Annotated in this window: 13 protein-coding genes; 11 read left to right on the top strand and 2 right to left on the bottom strand. The window is 69.2% G+C overall.

Annotation, left to right across the window (positions count from 1 at the left end; translation table 11 throughout):
- Positions 1 to 30 precede the first annotated feature (30 nt).
- The 10 genes from GON09_RS08735 (at position 31) to proB (ending at position 12,382) form a co-directional block, all read left to right on the top strand.
- The gene (locus tag GON09_RS08735; protein ID WP_213931453.1) at positions 31 to 2,691 is read left to right on the top strand and encodes a valine--tRNA ligase; all 2,661 of its coding nucleotides are present in this window, start codon (positions 31 to 33) and stop codon (positions 2,689 to 2,691) included.
- Positions 2,688 to 4,109, top strand: coding sequence for a bifunctional tetrahydrofolate synthase/dihydrofolate synthase (gene folC / locus GON09_RS08730; RefSeq protein WP_213931452.1), 1,422 nt, complete (start codon positions 2,688 to 2,690; stop codon positions 4,107 to 4,109). The genes GON09_RS08735 and folC overlap by 4 nt, the downstream gene beginning before the upstream one ends.
- The gene (locus tag GON09_RS08725) at positions 4,106 to 4,510 is read left to right on the top strand and encodes a DUF4233 domain-containing protein (RefSeq protein WP_016932615.1); all 405 of its coding nucleotides are present in this window, start codon (positions 4,106 to 4,108) and stop codon (positions 4,508 to 4,510) included. The genes folC and GON09_RS08725 overlap by 4 nt, the downstream gene beginning before the upstream one ends.
- Before the next feature lie 17 nt (positions 4,511 to 4,527).
- Complete coding sequence (gene ndk, locus GON09_RS08720) at positions 4,528 to 4,944, top strand: nucleoside-diphosphate kinase (protein ID WP_213931451.1); 417 nt, start codon at positions 4,528 to 4,530, stop codon at positions 4,942 to 4,944.
- Positions 4,945 to 5,135: 191 nt separating this feature from the next.
- Positions 5,136 to 5,351, top strand: coding sequence for a hypothetical protein (locus tag GON09_RS08715; RefSeq protein WP_213931450.1), 216 nt, complete (start codon positions 5,136 to 5,138; stop codon positions 5,349 to 5,351).
- Positions 5,352 to 5,389: 38 nt separating this feature from the next.
- On the top strand, positions 5,390 to 8,785 hold the full coding sequence (locus GON09_RS08710; protein WP_374195292.1) for a translation initiation factor IF-2 N-terminal domain-containing protein: 3,396 nt from the start codon (positions 5,390 to 5,392) through the stop codon (positions 8,783 to 8,785).
- A gap of 234 nt (positions 8,786 to 9,019) precedes the next feature.
- Positions 9,020 to 9,331: a 50S ribosomal protein L21 gene (gene rplU, locus GON09_RS08705; RefSeq protein ID WP_006551183.1), complete on the top strand. Its 312-nt coding sequence runs from the start codon at positions 9,020 to 9,022 to the stop codon at positions 9,329 to 9,331.
- A 36-nt stretch (positions 9,332 to 9,367) separates the two neighbouring features.
- Complete coding sequence (gene rpmA / locus GON09_RS08700) at positions 9,368 to 9,631, top strand: 50S ribosomal protein L27 (protein ID WP_016934951.1); 264 nt, start codon at positions 9,368 to 9,370, stop codon at positions 9,629 to 9,631.
- Between the two features lie 138 nt (positions 9,632 to 9,769).
- Complete coding sequence (gene obgE / locus GON09_RS08695; protein ID WP_213931449.1) at positions 9,770 to 11,227, top strand: GTPase ObgE; 1,458 nt, start codon at positions 9,770 to 9,772, stop codon at positions 11,225 to 11,227.
- Between the two features lie 51 nt (positions 11,228 to 11,278).
- A complete protein-coding gene (proB, locus tag GON09_RS08690) occupies positions 11,279 to 12,382 on the top strand; it encodes a glutamate 5-kinase (protein WP_213931448.1) in 1,104 nt (367 codons plus the stop codon).
- A 6-nt stretch (positions 12,383 to 12,388) separates the two neighbouring features.
- Here proB and GON09_RS08685 read toward each other — a convergent pair whose 3' ends face one another.
- Both GON09_RS08685 and GON09_RS08680 read right to left on the bottom strand, forming a co-directional pair.
- Positions 12,389 to 13,234, bottom strand: coding sequence for an NAD-dependent protein deacetylase (locus GON09_RS08685; RefSeq protein WP_213931447.1), 846 nt, complete (start codon positions 13,232 to 13,234; stop codon positions 12,389 to 12,391).
- A 5-nt stretch (positions 13,235 to 13,239) separates the two neighbouring features.
- The gene (locus GON09_RS08680; protein ID WP_213931446.1) at positions 13,240 to 14,778 is read right to left on the bottom strand and encodes an ATP-dependent DNA ligase; all 1,539 of its coding nucleotides are present in this window, start codon (positions 14,776 to 14,778) and stop codon (positions 13,240 to 13,242) included.
- A gap of 102 nt (positions 14,779 to 14,880) precedes the next feature.
- On the opposite strand from GON09_RS08680, the gene ligD reads away from it, so the two are divergent.
- Positions 14,881 to 15,828, top strand: coding sequence for a non-homologous end-joining DNA ligase (gene ligD, locus GON09_RS08675; RefSeq protein ID WP_213931445.1), 948 nt, complete (start codon positions 14,881 to 14,883; stop codon positions 15,826 to 15,828).
- Positions 15,829 to 15,832: the final 4 nt, after the last annotated feature.

Genomic DNA, 15,832 nt, shown 5'->3' with positions numbered 1-15,832 from the left:
ACGTTCGCCTTCGACGCTTACGATTGACGGGTGACCAGTGCGCCAGAGAACTCGCAGAACCCCGCCGACGCCCTTCCCAAGAGCTGGGACCCCAGCGCCGTCGAAGCGGAGCTCTACCAGCAGTGGGTGGACGCCGGCTACTTCGAGGCCGACCCCAGGAGCGACAAGCCCGGGTACTCGATCGTCCTTCCGCCGCCGAACGTCACCGGCAGCCTGCACATGGGTCACGCCCTCGACCACACCCTGATGGACGTGCTCTCCCGCCGGAAGCGCATGCAGGGCTACGAGGTGCTGTGGCTGCCCGGCATGGACCACGCCGGTATCGCCACCCAGACCGTCGTCGAGAAGCAGCTCGCCGCCGACGGCAAGAAGAAGGAGGACCTCGGCCGCGAGGCCTTCATCGAGAAGGTCTGGCAGTGGAAGGCCGAGTCCGGCGGCACGATCCAGGGCCAGATGCGTCGCATCGGCGACGGCGTCGACTGGTCGCGCGACCGCTTCACCATGGACGACGGGCTTTCCCGCGCTGTCCAGGTGATGTTCAAGCGCCTCTACGACGAGGGCCTGATCTACCGCGCCGAGCGCCTGGTCAACTGGTCGCCCGTGCTGCAGACCGCGATCTCCGACATCGAGGTGAAGTTCGAGGAGGTCGAAGGCGAACTCGTCTCCCTGCGCTACGGCTCCCTCAACGACGACGAGCCGCACGTGATCGTCGCCACCACCCGCGTCGAGACGATGCTCGGCGACACCGCGGTCGCGGTCCACCCCGAGGACGAGCGCTACAAGGACATCATCGGCACCACGCTGGAGCATCCCATCACCGGGCGGCAGATCCCGATCATCGCCGACGACTACGTCGACCCCGAATTCGGTACGGGCGCAGTGAAGATCACGCCTGCGCACGACCCCAACGACTTCGAGATGGGTCTGCGGCACGACCTGCCGATGCCCACGATCATGGACAAGGCCGGTCGCATCGCCGATTCGGGCACACGCTTCGACGGCATGGACCGCTTCGAGGCACGCGTCGCGATCCGCGAGGAACTCGCCGCGCAGGGACGCGTCGTCGCCGAGAAGCGCCCCTACCTGCACAGCGTCGGCCACTCCGAGCGGTCCGGCGAGACCATCGAACCGCGCCTGTCGATGCAGTGGTGGGTCAAGGTCGACAAGCTCGCGAAGGCCGCCGGCGATGCAGTGCGCAACGGCCACACCGTCATCCACCCCGCGAGCCAGGAACCGCGCTGGTTCGACTGGGTCGACAACATGCACGACTGGTGCATCTCGCGTCAGCTGTGGTGGGGTCACCGCATCCCGATCTGGTACGGCCCGAACGGAGAGGTCGAGTGCTTCGGTCCCGACGAGACCGCACCCGACGGCTGGGATCAGGACCCGGACGTGCTCGACACGTGGTTCTCGTCCGGTCTGTGGCCGTTCTCGACGATGGGCTGGCCGGAGAAGACCCCCGAACTCGACAAGTTCTATCCCACCAGCGTTCTCGTCACCGGCTACGACATCCTGTTCTTCTGGGTCGCGCGCATGATGATGTTCGGCACCTACGTGTCGGGCGACGACGCCGTGCACCAGGCGCAGGTGCCGTTCCGGGATCTGTTCCTGCACGGCCTGGTCCGCGACCAGTTCGGCAAGAAGATGTCCAAGTCGCGAGGCAACGGCATCGACCCGCTCGACTGGGTCGAGCGCTTCGGCGCCGACGCCCTGCGCTTCACCCTGGCGCGCGGCGCGAACCCGGGTGGCGACCTCTCCGTCGGTGAGGACCACGCCCAGTCGTCGCGCAACTTCGCGAACAAGCTGTTCAACGCGACCAAGTTCGCGCTCATGAACGGTGCGGTGATCGGCGAGCTCCCTGCCCGTGAGCAGCTGACCGATGCCGACCGGTGGATCCTCGACCGCCTCGAGCAGGTGCGCACCGAGGTCGACGCGGCCTTCGACCACTACGAGTTCTCCAAGGCGTGCGAGGCGCTCTACCACTTCGCGTGGGACGAGGTCTGCGACTGGTATCTCGAGCTCGCCAAGGTCCAGCTCGCCGAGGGCAGCGTCCACGCCGACGGAACCAAGGTCGTACTCGGCGCCGTCCTCGACCAGCTGCTGCGTCTGCTGCACCCGGTCATCCCGTTCGTCACCGAGACGCTGTGGAAGGTGCTCACCGGCGGCGAATCCGTGGTGATCGCGTCCTGGCCCGAGACGTCCGGAGTGCCCACCGACGAGACCGCGGCGCAGCGCGTCGCCGACCTGCAGAAGCTCGTCACCGAGATCCGTCGCTTCCGGAGCGACCAGGGCCTCAAGCCGTCGCAGAAGGTGGCGGCCCGGCTCGTCGGCGTCGAGGATGCCGACCTCGTCGCCCAGGTGCCGGCCGTGCAGTCGCTCGCGCGCCTGACCGAGCCGGAGGACTCGTTCTCCGCCACGGCGTCGATCGAGGTCCGGCTGAGCCGCGCGACGGTCACCGTCGAGCTCGACACCTCGGGCAGCATCGACGTCGGCGCCGAGATCGCCCGCCTGCGCAAGGATCTCGCCGTCGCGGAGAAGGAACTGGCGGGCACGTCCGCGAAGCTGTCGAACGAGGCGTTCCTCGCCAAGGCACCCGATCAGGTGGTCGAGAAGATTCGCGGTCGCAAGCAGATCGCCGAAGAGGAGATCGCGCGGATCACCGCGCGGCTGAAGGAGCTGGGCGCGGCGTGAGCACCGACACCCCGGGGTCGCCGTCCCCGGTGGACCTCGCCGAACTGACGCTCGTCGAGGCCGAACTCGACAAGCGGTGGCCGGAGACGAAGATCGAACCGTCCCTGGCGCGGATCGCCGCGCTCATGGACATCCTCGGGTCGCCGCAGAACAGCTACCCGTCGATCCATGTGGCCGGCACCAACGGCAAGACGTCGACCACCCGGATGATCGATGCGCTGCTCACACGCATGCATCACCGGGTCGGTCGCACGACGAGCCCGCACCTGCAGCTCGCCACCGAGCGGATCAGCATCGACGGCGCTCCGGTCTCACCGCGCACCTATGTCGACACCTACCGCGACATCGAACCGTACGTCGAGATGATCGACGAGCAGTCCGAGGCGGCCGGCGGGCCGAAGATGAGCAAGTTCGAGGTGACCACCGCCATGGCGTTCGCGGCCTTCGCCGACGCCCCGGTGGACGTCGCCGTCGTCGAGGTGGGTCTCGGTGGACGTTGGGACGCCACCAACGTCGTCACCGGGCAGGTCGCGGTGATCACGCCCATCGGCATCGACCACACCGGCTATCTCGGCGACACCCTCACGGAGATCGCGGGTGAGAAGGCCGGGATCATCAAGAAGGCACCCGACGACGGTCTCGTGCCCCGCGACACCGTGGCGATCATCGCGCAGCAGGAACCCGAGGCGATGGACGTGCTGCTGCGGCAGGCCGTCGAGGCCGACGCGGCCGTGGCCCGTCAGGGCTCCGAGTTCGCGGTGGTCCGGCGCGCGGTCGCGGTCGGCGGACAGCAGATCGACCTGCAGGGTCTCGGTGGTCTCTACACCGACATCTTCCTGCCGCTCCACGGTGAACATCAGGCCCACAACGCGTCGGTCGCGCTGGCCGCCGTCGAGGCGTTCTTCGGGGCGGGCCCGGGCAAGCAACTCGACGTCGAGGCGGTGCGCGACGCCTTCGCCTCGGTGACCACCCCCGGCCGGCTCGAGCGGGTGCGCAATGCGCCTACCGTCTTCCTCGACGCCGCGCACAACCCGCACGGGGCGAAGGCTCTTGCCGCCGCGCTCGCGCAGGAGTTCGACTTCCGCAAGCTCGTCGGCGTCGTGAGCGTCATGGCCGACAAGGACGTCGCGGGTCTGATCGAGGCGCTCGAGCCGGTCTTCGACGAGATCGTCGTCACCCACAACGGGTCGCCGCGGGCGATGGACGTCGACGACCTCGCAAACATCGCCGTCGCCCGATTCGGTGACGAACGGGTCGTCACTGCCGCGACGCTCCCGGATGCCATCGAGACCGCCATCGCCATCGCGGAAGAGGTCGGGGAACCCGGCGAAGCGGTGTCGGGTGCCGGGGTCGTGGTCACCGGTTCGGTGGTGACCGCAGGGGCGGCCCGCAGTCTGTTCGGAAAGGATCCCGCGTGAGTAACGACAAGCCGGAGGAACAGAAGTTCCGGCCGCCGACGACGGACCCGTGGAAGGGTTTCCGCGGCGTGATGGCGGGAACGCTCGTGCTCGAGGCGATCGTGGTCCTGCTGGTGCTGCCGGTCATCGCGACCGTCGGCGGGGGACTGAGCGCGTGGTCGACGACCTACGTCGTGGGCCTCGCCGTCCTGATGTTCCTCGGCGCCGGGGTGCAGAAGAAGTCATGGGCGATCCCGTTCAACATCACCCTGCAGGTGCTCGCCGTGCTGGGCTTCTTCGTCGACCTCGCGTTCGGCGCGGTGGGCGTGCTCTTCGCCGTGGTGTGGGCGTACATCTTCTACCTGCGCAAAGACATCAGGGATCGTGAATCCAGGGGTCTGCTCCCGGGCCAGCGGGACTGAACCTCTAGGCTTGTCGCGTGACTGAGCGGACCCTGGTACTGATCAAGCCCGACGGCGTCGCACGCCGTCATGTCGGAGAGATTCTCTCGCGCATCGAGCGCAAGGGGCTGGACATCGTGGCTCTCGAGCTGCGTACGGCGACCGAGGAGGTCGCAGGTGCGCACTACGCGGAGCACGAGGGCAAGCCTTTCTACCCCTCGCTGATCGAGTTCATCACCGGCGGCCCGCTCGTGGCGGCGGTCCTCGAGGGCCCCCGCGCGATCGCGGCCTTCCGGCAGCTCGCCGGTGGCACCGATCCGGTCGAGAAGGCCGTTCCCGGCTCGATCCGCGGCGACCTCGGCCTGGATCCGGGCGAGAACCTCGTCCACGGTTCCGACTCGGTGGAGTCCGCCGAGCGCGAGATCGCTCTCTGGTTCCCCGCCCTGGCGAAGTAGTACCCCGCATCGAGCGGCGCGCCTGGCGTGTCGCCCACGAAACCGTTCGGGCGTCGCGCTTCGCGCCTCCGACACCTCCGACGGCGCCCTCCGGGGCGCCGTTGGCATATCCGGACATCTCCGTGTGGGATACTGGCAGAGGTTGCCCCGCACACACCGCGTGCGGAGCGGCCGAACGACATCACGGATCGATGCCCGACATCGCTGTGGCCGAGGACGAAGGAGACACCTCGCTCGGCGACACGCTGGATGTTCCGGCGCTCGACCCGCGATCAAGCCAGGCATTGCTCGGCCGTGCAGTGAAAACGGGCACCGGACGACCGCGCGATGCGAGACCGGAAGGACTCGCGCCCACCCGGCGCGAGTACACAAGCTGCGCCCCCGCGTGGCCGCTCACATCGCTGTAGTCGGTGGTGGACGCGCCCGGGGGCCTTAGGAGACCTACGTGGCCGATCAAGAGCCGCCGGAGAACAACTCGATCGAAGCGTCGGACGCAGGGGGACGAAACCTCCTCGGTCTGCCTGCCAAGATCCGCGTCCATGCCCTCGCCAAGTTGCTGGGGCTGACCAGTAAGCAGGTGATTGCGAAAGCCGCCGAGCGGGGGACCGAGCTGCGCAGTGCGCACTCGACGCTCCCTCGCGACGTCGCGGAGGATCTGCACGCCGCGCTGAGCGATACGGGCACGCCCGAGCCTGCCGTGGAGGAAGCCGAAGCGGTTCCCGAGGGCACGGCTCCCGAGCCGGCAGCCGAAACCGCTCCCGAGCCTGCGAAGGCAGAGGCAGGGGAGACCGCCCAGGCGGTGCCGGTCGAGAGCGCCGAGGCGGTGCCGGTCGAGAGCGCCGAGGCGGTGCCGGTCGAGAGCGCCGAGGCGGTGCCGGTCGAGAGCGCCGAGGCGGTGCCGGTCGAGAGTGGAGAGATCCGGCCCGCCGAGAAGACCGCGGACGAGACCGCGCCGCAGGCAGTCGAGACCCCGTCCGTCGGAGGACCCACCGGGCTGTTCACGTCGGTGGAGCAGAGCACTCCGCTGTTCGAGATGCCCGAGCCGTCCACCACGGCCGAGCCGATCGTCGCCGCGCCGCTGTTCCTGCAGCCCGAGGTGCCCTCGCCCGCCGAGGAGGAGGAGACCCGCCCGCGGCGGCGACGTGCGCGCCGTGGCAAGGACACCGAGCAGCCGGTGGCCGAGGAAGAGCAGCAGCCCGCCGAGTCCGCCGAACCGGCCGCCGCCGAGTCCGCTGAGTCCGCTGAGGAAGGGACCTCCTCGCAGGCCGAGGAAGACCAGGACGACCAGCCGCGTCGCCGGCGCCGCGGACGTCGCGGTCGTGGGCGGGGCCGTGGGGACGGTACCGACACCGAGCAGGACGAGACCACGGCGACCGGCGACGACATCGAGTCGTCCACCGCGGAGACCGAGGAGTCCACCGCCGAGGAGAAGCCCGACACCGAGAAGGACACCGCCGAGGAGGCGATCTCGGGCGACGAGCAGGGCGCCGACGAGCACGAGGATGACGACGAGCAGGGCGGCGGGACGTCGCGTCGCCGTCGCCGCCGCCGTCGTCGTCGCGGTTCCGCAGACACCGACACCGCGAGCACCGAGGACGACTCGGTTCCCACGGTCGTCCACGAACGGGAGCCGCGTCCGAAGAGCCGCGTCAAGGACGAAGTTCAGGGCATCAGCGGTTCGACGCGTCTCGAGGCGAAGCGTCAGCGTCGCCGCGACGGCCGCGAGGCCGGTCGCCGTCGTCCCCCTATCCTCACCGAGTCGGAGTTCCTCGCGCGTCGCGAGGCCGTCGACCGGGTGATGGTCGTGCGCGAGCGCACGGGTGGCGCCCACGCAGGCATGACGCAGGTCGCGGTGCTCGAGGACGGCATCCTCGTCGAGCACTTCGTCACGACCTCCGGATCGGCGTCGATGGTCGGCAACATCTACCTGGGCCGCGTGCAGAACGTGCTGCCGTCCATGGAGGCCGCGTTCATCGACATCGGCCGCGGACGCAACGGCGTGCTCTACGCCGGCGAGGTGAACTGGGAGGCCGCGGGCCTCGGCGGCAACTCGCGCAAGATCGAACAGGCCCTCAAGCCCGGCGATCAGGTGGTCGTGCAGGTCAGCAAGGACCCGGTCGGCCACAAGGGTGCGCGTCTGACCACCCAGATCAGCCTGGCCGGGCGCTTCCTGGTGTACGTGCCGGGTGGCTCGTCCACGGGCATCAGCCGCAAGCTGCCCGACACCGAGCGCAAGCGTCTCAAGGACGTCCTCCGCGAGATCGTCCCGGCCGAGGCGGGTGTGATCATCCGTACCGCTGCCGAAGGCGTGAGCGAGGACGAGCTCTCGCGCGACGTGACCCGGCTGCAGACGCAGTGGGAGGCGATCCGCGAGCAGTCCGAGAAGCTGCAGGCCGACGCCTCGGGACAGCCGAAGACCCTCTACGAGGAGCCGGATCTGCTCGTCAAGGTCGTGCGCGACCTGTTCAACGAGGACTTCTCCAAGCTCGTCATCGAGGGCGACTCCGCATGGAACACGGTCGAGAGCTACATCCGCACGGTCGCACCCGACCTGCTGCCGCGCGTCGAGCGCTACCGCTCGGAGAACTCGGTGGATGTCTTCGGCGCGCACCGTATCGACGAGCAGCTCGCGAAGGCACTCGACCGCAAGGTGTGGCTGCCCTCCGGCGGCACGCTCGTCATCGACCGCACCGAGGCGATGACCGTCATCGATGTCAACACCGGCAAGTTCACCGGTTCCGGCGGCAATCTCGAAGAAACGGTCACCCGCAACAACCTCGAGGCGGCCGAGGAGATCGTCCGGCAGATGCGCCTACGTGATATCGGCGGCATGATCGTCGTCGACTTCATCGACATGGTGCTCGAGTCCAACCGCGACCTCGTGCTGCGGCGCCTGACCGAGGCGCTCGGCCGGGACCGCACCCGCCACCAGGTCTCCGAGGTCACCTCGCTCGGCCTGGTCCAGATGACGCGCAAGCGGCTCGGGACCGGTCTCGTCGAAGCGTTCTCCACTACCTGCGAACACTGCAGTGGCCGGGGCCTCATCGTGCACTCGGAGCCGATCGAGTCGAAGTCCTCGGACGATTCGGCCCGGTCGTCCGGTGGTGGTTCGCGCCGTAAGCGTGGGCGCGACAAGAGCGCGCAGGAGCCCCCCGAGACGCCCACGCAGTCGTCCGACGAGGTGGTCAAGCGTGCACCGCATCCCGTGGCGCTCGCGATGGCCGCGCACAATTCGGCACCGGCCGACGAAGCGTCGGCGGCCGAGACCGCGCCGGAGGCTGCGGCCGTGACGGACACCGCGGCAGCACCGGCCGCCGAGGTCGATCCGGTCAAGGTCACCGAGCCGCTGCATGCCGTTAAGCCGGAGAAGCTCGCCGCGCCGACGAAGGACTCCGTCGCAGGGGAGGACGCCACCACGGTGACGACCGCCTCCGACGAGCCCGCCGAGATCGAAGCAGAGGTCGCAGCGGCCGAGTCCGCAGTCTCGGACACGTCAGTCTCGGAGACCGCAGTGTCCGAGGTTGCCGTAACCGCAACCGCAGCGGCTGGATCCGAGGCTGCGCAGAGCGCCGACGGAGCGGCTTCCGCCGAGGCCGCAGAACAGGCCCCCCGTCGCCGCCGTGCACGCAGGGTCGCCCGGGCGGCCGCCGCGCCCGCGGGGGACACCGGGCCTGCAGCCAAGGTGTTCGTCGTCCCTGCTACGGCCGCCGCTTCGCCCGAGGCCGAGCCGGAGTCCCGACCGAGCACACCGATCGAGACGCCGGTGGAGATCGTGCGGCGGCCGCGTTCGCGGCGTGCCGCAGGGCGCCCCGCGGGTCCTCCGGTCGACGCCGAGGCGTGACCTCCCGCTTCCGGGCCGGTTCACGACCGGTCCGGAAGCGGCACGACCACGCCGCCCGGTTTGACCCTGGGAGTCACCTTCCCGTAATCTTGTTCAGTCGCTACTCGGCGATAGTGCCCAGCCGCGTCCGGATTCAGGATGCCGGCGGCACCCGAGTCAGCAACCACACCAGACCAGTCGCGTCCGCAGCACTGTGGCGCGAGCACGTTCGAAGAAGCAAGGGGTAGCCGTCCGATGGCAACGTACGCGATCGTCAAGACCGGCGGTAAGCAGTACAAGGTCGCTGAAGGCGACCTCGTCAAGGTCGAGAAGATCGAGGGTGAGCCCGGCGCTGCTGTCTCGCTTGCCCCGGTCCTCGTCGTCGACGGATCCGAACTGACCACCGACGCCGACAAGCTGGCCAAGGTCTCGGTCACCGGTGAGATCGTCGAGCACACCAAGGGCCCGAAGATCCGCATCCACAAGTTCAAGAACAAGACCGGGTACCACAAGCGCCAGGGCCACCGTCAGAAGCTGACGGTCGTCAAGGTCACCGGCATCAAGTAAACCGAGCTTCGAGCTTCAACCCCAGGAGGGTTCGTCATGGCACACAAGAAGGGTGCATCCAGCTCCCGTAACGGTCGCGATTCGAACGCACAGCGACTCGGCGTCAAGCGCTTCGGTGGCCAGGCCGTCAACGCCGGCGAGATCATCGTGCGCCAGCGCGGCACCCACTTCCACCCCGGCGTGAACGTGGGACGCGGCGGCGACGACACGCTGTTCGCCCTCGCGGCCGGTGCCGTCGAGTTCGGTACCAAGCGCGGTCGCAAGACCGTCAACATCGTTCCGGCTACGGCAGACGCCTGATCTGCCGTCCGGTACGGACACCGCGGGGACATCACCCGCGACATACTCCCAATAGGGGCGGGCCAGGGTCGCACACCCTGACCCGCCCTTGTTGCGTTGATCACCACGTTTGTTCTTAGGACGAGAGAAGGTCCACCCATGTCCCGCTTCATCGACCGGGTGGTGCTGCACGTCAGCGCCGGCAAAGGCGGCAACGGCTGCGCCTCCGTCCACCGCGAGAAGTTCAAGCCGCTCGGCGGCCCCGACGGCGGTAACGGCGGCAACGGCGGCGACGTCGTCCTCGAAGTCGACCGCAACGTCCACACCCTGCTCGACTTCCACTTCCACCAGCACGCGAAGGCGACCAACGGTGCCCAGGGCGCCGGCGGCCACCGCAACGGCGCCAACGGCGGCGACCTCGTCCTGAAGGTTCCCGACGGCACCGTCGTGCTCGACGCCAAGGGCCGGATCCTCGCCGACCTCGTGGGAACCGGGACGCGTTTCGTGGCCGCGCACGGTGGTCGCGGTGGTCTCGGCAATGCGGCGCTCGCGTCGAAGGCGCGCAAGGCACCCGGTTTCGCTCTGCTCGGCGAGGAGGGTGAGGAACTCGATCTCGTCCTCGAGTTGAAGTCCGTCGCCGACGTCGGTCTCGTGGGCTTCCCCTCGGCCGGCAAGTCGTCGCTCGTGTCGGTGCTCTCGGCAGCCAAGCCGAAGATCGCCGATTATCCGTTCACCACTCTCGTGCCGAATCTCGGTGTGGTGCAGTCCGGCGACACGACCTTCACCGTCGCCGACGTGCCCGGTCTGATCCCGGGTGCGAGCGAGGGCCGCGGTCTCGGTCTCGACTTCCTCCGGCATCTCGAGCGCTGCGCCGTGCTCGCGCACGTCGTCGACTGCGCGACCCTCGAACCCGGCCGCGACCCGATCTCCGACATCGACGCACTCGAGGCCGAACTCGCCGCCTACCAGCCCGCCCTGTCGGGCGACAGTGGACTCGGCGACCTCGCCGAGCGCCCTCGCATCGTGATCCTGAACAAGGCCGACGTGCCCGACGCGAAGGAACTCGCCGAGTTCGTCACCCCGGAACTCGAGGCGCGCGGATGGCCGGTCTTCACGATCTCGGCCGTGAGCCGCGACGGGCTGCGCCCCCTGACGTTCGCCCTCGCGAAGATGGTCGACGAGTACCGGGCGGCGCATCCTCCGGCCGCGCCCACCCGCCCGGTGATCCGTCCCGTCGCCCGCGACGAGGAGGCCTTCACCGTGGTCCACGATCCCGAAGTGCCCGGCGGATTCATCGTGCAGGGCACCCGCCCCGAGCGATGGGTGCGCCAGACGGCCTTCGACAACGACGAAGCAGTGGGTTATCTCGCCGACCGCCTCGCGCGTCTCGGGGTCGAGGACAAGCTGGTCAAGCTCGGCGCGGAGCCCGGATGCTGGGTCACCATCGGCGAGGTCGGCTTCGAGTGGGAACCGCAGACGCAGGCCGGCGTGGATGTCGTGCCGACCGGTCGCGGCACCGACGCCCGCCTCGACCAGGTCGACCGCGTCGGCGCCGCCGAACGCCGCCACGCCAAGAAGGTGCGCCGCGGCCTGGCCACCGACGACGAGTTCGAGTAGCCGGCCCCGCGTTCCCATCGATCCGGAAGCCCGAAGCGTACCGAGGAAAACATGAGCGACACTCGGGAGGTCATCTCCCACGCCCGCAGCGTAGTGGTCAAGATCGGGTCGTCGGCGATCACGAGCCTGGTGGGTGGGCTCGACCGCAGCCGTCTCGACCGTCTCGTCGACGCCATCGAAGGCCGGATCAGCACGGGCGCGAGCGTCGTCGTGGTCTCCTCCGGCGCGGTCGGTGCCGGTCTCGCACCGCTCGGCCTGACGAGCAGACCGCGTGATCTCGCGACGAAGCAGGCCGCGGCGAGCGTCGGGCAGCTCGCCCTCGCCCACGCGTGGGGTACCTCCTTCGCCCGCTACGACCGCACCGTGGGCCAGGTTCTGCTCACCGCCGACGACATCGGCCGGCGCACCCAGCACCGCAACGCGCAACGCACGCTCGACCGTCTGCGCTCGCTCGGGGCGGTTCCGGTGGTCAACGAGAACGACACGGTTGCCACCGTCGAACTGCGTTTCGGCGACAACGACCGGCTCGCTGCGCTGGTCGCGCATCTCATCGGCGCCGACGCGTTGATCCTGCTCTCCGACGTCGACGGTCTGTACGACGGGGATCCGCGCAAGGGCGCCGCGAATCTCGTCCCCGAGGTCCGCACCCCCGAGGATCTCGACGGTGTGGTCGCCGGGTCGGGTGGTGCACTGGGCACCGGTGGCATGGCGTCCAAGCTGTCCGCGGCCCGCCTCGCGGCGGATTCCGGTGTGCCGGTGCTGCTCGCCGCGGCTTCCCAGGCCGACCGCGCCCTCGCCGCCGCCGACGTCGGCACGGCTTTCGCCGCCCGCCCCCAGCGTCTGTCCGCGCGGCGCTTCTGGGTACGTCACGCGGCCGACGTGCACGGTTCGCTGTATCTCGACGAGGGCGCCGTGCGGGCCGTGATGGAACGGAGACGCTCCCTGCTCGCCGCCGGAATCACCGGCACCAGTGGCGGTTTCCACGCGGGCGACGTCGTGGGCATCGTCGCGCCCGACGGCCGCACGGTCGCTCGCGGTGTGGTGGCCTACGACGCGTCCGAACTCGATTTCATGATCGGCTTCTCGACGGGCCGGCTGCCGCCGGACCTCCAACGCCCCGTGGTGCACGCCGACGATCTCGTGCGGGTGATCTGACCGCGGTCACCGACTCGGCGCAGTGACCGCATCGGCCAGGAAGACGAGCGTCTCCGACGTGCCGGCGTCGAGCTTGAGAGTCGCCAGCGCATCACCGCGCGTGGGTCCACGATTGATCACCACCACCGGGATGTTCTGCTGCGCGGCGCGACGCACGAAACGCAACCCCGACTGCACCGTCAGCGAACTACCGGCGACCAGCAGGGCGTCGGCGCCGTCCACGACCGAATAAGCGAGATCGACGCGCGGGCGTGGAACCGTCTCCCCGAAGTACACGATGTCGGGTTTGAGCATCCCTCCGCAGCGCTCGCAGTCGACTACGACGAAGTCCTCGGTGTCGGTGACCACCGCGTCGGCGTCGGGAGCGACCTCGAGGCCGGTCGTCGCGCGGACCCGGTCGTCGAATCCCGGATTGGCCGCGCACAGGTGTTCGTGCAGCGTGAACCGCGAGATGCGGTGCTCGCACGACAGGCACCGGACCTGTGCGTAGGTGCCGTGCAGGTCGACGACCCGGCGGCTGCCGGCCTTCGTGTGCAGCAAGTCGACGTTCTGGGTGATCACACCGACGACGGATCCTGCGCGTTCGAGGGCTGCGAGGGCCCGGTGCCCGGCGTTGGGCCGGGCGGCGTCCATGTGTCTCCAGCCGACGTGGTTGCGGGCCCAGTAACGCTGCCGGAACTCCGCATCGCCGACGAACTGTTGGAAGGTCATCGGATTGCGCGGGGGCGAGTCCGGTCCGCGATAGTCGGGGATACCGGAATCCGTCGACAGGCCGGCACCGGTGAGAACGGCGATCCGACGTCCGTGCAGGAGCGTGTGCAGGTCGTCGGAGCGGCGTGGAAGGTCGATCACCCCATCTACGGTAGGCCGGTTCCGGAGACCGGCCCTGGGGGCAGCAGCGCCCGGACCGCGTCGATCGTGTCGGCGTCGGCGACGGACTTGTCGGGGCGGTAGCGCAGTACCCGCGCGAAGCGCAGCGCGACCCCACCCGGATAGCGGCTGCTGGTCTGGACCCCGTCGAGTTCGATCTCGACGACGATCACGGGTCGCAGGTGGACGGTGTGCTCGTCGCGATGCGACTCGTACCGCGGGAATTCCGCTGTCTGCCACTGCAGCAACGCATCGGTGAGGCCCTTGAAGGTCTTTCCGACCATGATCGGTGGGCCCCCGTCCGGGTCGCGGGCCCCCAGGTGCAGATTCGACAGGAAGCCGGTGCGGCGCCCGTATCCCCATTCGGCGGCGAGCACCACGAGATCGAGGGTGTGCTCCGGTTTGACCTTCTGCCACGCCCGGCCCCGCCGGCCGGCGGTGTAGGTCGACGTGAGCGACTTCACCATGACGCCCTCATGGCCGTTGCCGAGCGAGTCACCGAGATGGGCCTCGGCGCTGTCGGCATCCGGAGCGACCAGCGTCGGGATGCGGTGCTCTTCCGCGACGCGAGCGAGATGGGCGAGACGCACCGACAGCGGCTCGTCGAGCAGGTCGTCGCCGTCGAGATGCAGGCAGTCGAAGAAGTAGGGGTGCAGCAGCAGTTCGCGCTCGGAGCGGGCACCGAATCGGCTCATGGTCTCCTGGAACGGTCGGGGACGTCCGGAATCGGTGAGCGCGAGCGTCTCGCCGTCGAGCACGACACTGCGACAGGGCAGCGCCCGCACGAGATCGACCAGTTCGGGGACCGAGGTGGTGATGTCGCGCAGTGTGCGGGTGAAGATCCACACGGCGTCGTCCCGGCGGTGCACCTGGATGCGTGCACCGTCGAGTTTGTACTCCACGCTCACCGCACCGTCGAACTCGGTGAGGGCGCCTTCGAGGGACTCGGCGGGGGAGGCGAGCATCGGCCGCACCGGTCGGCCGAGTTCGAGACCGAAACCGGCGAGGGCGTCCACGCCGCCCTCGAAGGCCGCTGCTGCGGCCTGAGCCAGTCGGCCCGACAGCATCACCGCCCGGCGGACCGGCTCCACGGGGAGACCGGCCGCGGCCGCGACCGCATCGGTCATGACTCCTTCGAGAGCCCCCTGCCGCAGCTCACCTCCGAGGAGCGCGACGAGGAATCGCTGCTCGGCCTCGGTGGCACGCTCGAACAGCTCCACGAGCAGTTGCTGCCGCGCGGCGGTGGACCCGGGACCGGAGACGCCGGCGAGCCGGTCGAGCAGACCCGACACCTCGTCGACGGAAAGTGTCGGCTCGTCGGCCGCCGGTACGGACAGGGCTGCGAGGGTGCGGAAGCCGACTCCGAGGCGACCCTGTGTCATCTCCCCGGACAGCCACGAGACCACCGCTTCGACCTCGTGGGGTTCGGCACGGTCGAGCAGTTCGCGCATCAGGTCGATCTTGGTGCGTCGTGACCGTGTGGCGGAGACGGCGACGGAGGTGTCGACAACCGAGTGCAGCAGCATCGCTTCGACGTTAGCGGTCGGGACGGCCGGGCGGAGGAAATCGTCCCGTGACGCCTGTCGGCACGCGAGGATGGTGCACGAGCGAACGGACGGGAGGCACGGATGAGCAAGGATGCCACTGCAGTCGAGCTGGACGTGGACGGTCACACGGTGCGCATCTCGCACCCCGAGCGCGTGTACTTCCCCGAGATCGGGGCGACCAAGCTCGACCTCGCGAACTACTACCTGCGCGTAGGGGAGGGGATCGTCCGGGCACTCCGCGAACGGCCCTGCATGCTGCACCGGTTCCCCGACGGGCTCGCGGGGCCGAAGGTACACCAGAAGCGTCTGCCCCGCGGGGCGCCGGACTGGGTGGAGACCGTCCGGGTGCACTTCCCGCGCTACGACCGCGATGCCGACGAGCTGTGCGTCACCCATCTCGCCGACGTCGTGTGGGCCGTGCAGATGTCCACCGTGGAGTTCCATCCCTGGAACTCGCGGCGCAGCGACGTGGAGCGACCCGACGAGTGGAGGATCGACCTCGACCCGATGCCCGACTGCGATTTCGACCGGGTCCGGCGTGTCGCGAAGGTGGCGCACGAGGTGCTCGACGAACTCGGTGCCGTGGGCTGGCCGAAGACCTCGGGAGGAGACGGTCTGCACATCTACGTCCGGATCGCACCCGAGTGGGAATTCGACGACGTCCGAAGGGCCGCATGGGCATTCGCGCGGGAGGTGGAACGACGCGCGTCCGGCGACGTGACGACGGCGTGGTGGCGCAAGGAACGTGACCCGTCGGCGGTGTTCGTCGACTACAACCAGAACTCGCGCGACCACACGATTGCCAGTGCCTATTCGGTCCGCGGTGTGCCCGAGGCGACGGTCTCCACCCCCGTGCGGTGGGACGAGATCGACGACCTCGACCCGAGGGACTTCACGATCCGGACCGTACCGAAACGCTTCGAGGAACTCGGCGACCTGCACGCGGGGATCGACGACGCGGTCTTCTCCCTGGATACGCTGCTCGAATGGGCGCAACGCGACGAGAAGCAGGAGAAGGCGTCGGAGTGAGCGC

It is taken from the genome of Rhodococcus sp. B50, from assembly GCF_013602415.1.
In the GTDB taxonomy this organism is placed as follows: domain Bacteria; phylum Actinomycetota; class Actinomycetes; order Mycobacteriales; family Mycobacteriaceae; genus Rhodococcus.
The sequence above is the reverse complement of the archived record's forward strand: the minus strand, read 5'-3'. Positions and strand labels throughout refer to the sequence as shown.

Coding starts and splice junctions, on each gene's coding strand:
- GON09_RS08680 (WP_213931446.1), bottom strand. CDS start 14,778: ATGCTGCTGCACTCGGTTGTCGACACCTCCGTCGCCGTCTCCGCCACA.
- obgE (WP_213931449.1), top strand. CDS start 9,770: ATGTCCCGCTTCATCGACCGGGTGGTGCTGCACGTCAGCGCCGGCAAA.
- proB (WP_213931448.1), top strand. CDS start 11,279: ATGAGCGACACTCGGGAGGTCATCTCCCACGCCCGCAGCGTAGTGGTC.
- rplU (WP_006551183.1), top strand. CDS start 9,020: ATGGCAACGTACGCGATCGTCAAGACCGGCGGTAAGCAGTACAAGGTC.
- GON09_RS08715 (WP_213931450.1), top strand. CDS start 5,136: ATGCCCGACATCGCTGTGGCCGAGGACGAAGGAGACACCTCGCTCGGC.
- rpmA (WP_016934951.1), top strand. CDS start 9,368: ATGGCACACAAGAAGGGTGCATCCAGCTCCCGTAACGGTCGCGATTCG.
- ligD (WP_213931445.1), top strand. CDS start 14,881: ATGAGCAAGGATGCCACTGCAGTCGAGCTGGACGTGGACGGTCACACG.